This is a genomic window from Bartonella sp. AA81SXKL (assembly GCF_042196945.1).
GTDB lineage: Bacteria > Pseudomonadota > Alphaproteobacteria > Rhizobiales > Rhizobiaceae > Bartonella.
The window spans coordinates 1-957 of sequence record NZ_JBHIRH010000134.1 but is presented as its reverse complement, the minus strand read 5'-3'; the positions used below and the strand labels follow the sequence as shown (position 1 = coordinate 957).

Annotated in this window: 1 protein-coding gene and 1 pseudogene; both read right to left on the bottom strand. The window is 36.4% G+C overall.

Features of this window, described 5'->3' with window-relative positions:
- Positions 1-194, bottom strand: a pseudogene (locus ACFINZ_RS10090) (sodium:proton antiporter); the annotation flags it as partial.
- A 103-nt stretch (positions 195-297) separates the two neighbouring features.
- The coding region (gene secF / locus ACFINZ_RS10085; protein ID WP_375701439.1) for a protein translocase subunit SecF at positions 298-957 on the bottom strand (660 nt) is incomplete at its 5' end.

The following is a 957-nucleotide window of genomic DNA, read 5'->3' as shown; positions in this document are numbered from 1 at the left end:
ACACCAATTTCAGCAAGTTGGTTGATAATACCGGAATCTATTCTAAAACCGCCTGTGTTTGGTCCTACAATAACACCAGCTAATAAGTATCCCACAAGTGGTGAGATACGCAAACGACTGGCAATCATTCCTAAAAGAAATGCTAAGCATAAACCTGCAACGATTGTTGTAATAAGTGGCGTATCATGGAGCATAATATTTATGACTTTTTCAAAAAAATGAATTCATTAAAGCGACTATAGCTTTTTTTATAAGAAAAGAGGAATGGTATTTCATATATGAATTAACGTGGCATTTTTATTGTAGTGTCGTGTTTGTGTGATTATTTCTTTTACGCCACCAATTCCCAAGTAGTAGTAAAATAGGAGCAGCAATAAAGATTGAAGACGATGTTGCAATAATAATTCCAAATACCATAGGAAATGCAAAATTATAAACAGCGCTTCCGCCCCATAATGCCATAGGGAGCATAGCGAGAACTGTGGTAGCGGATGTAAAGAGACAGCGTATAAGAACTTGATTAATTGAAAGATCAATTAGTTCACGTAGTGACATTTTTTTATAAAGGCGCATATTTTCGCGCATTCGATCATAAACCACTACTTTATCATTTATGGAATAACCAACAATCGTTAAAAGAGCGGCGATGGCAGTTAAATTGAAATCAAACTGAAATAAAGCAAAAAAGCCAATCATTTTTGTGGTGTCTAGGATGAGCGTTACAATTGCCCCAACTGCAAAAAACCATTCGAAGCGTAACCATATATAAAGAGACATGGCAATTGCCGCAAGAATAACCGCAGTAAAAGCAGCTGTAGCAAGTTCACCTGAAATTTTGGGACCAACAACTTCTATTTGATCGAATGTAGCATTAGGATAAATATTGTGTACTGTTGTTTTCACCTTATCAATAGGCGCGGTTTGTTGTATTTCACCACCGCTTTGTTTTTGAATGCG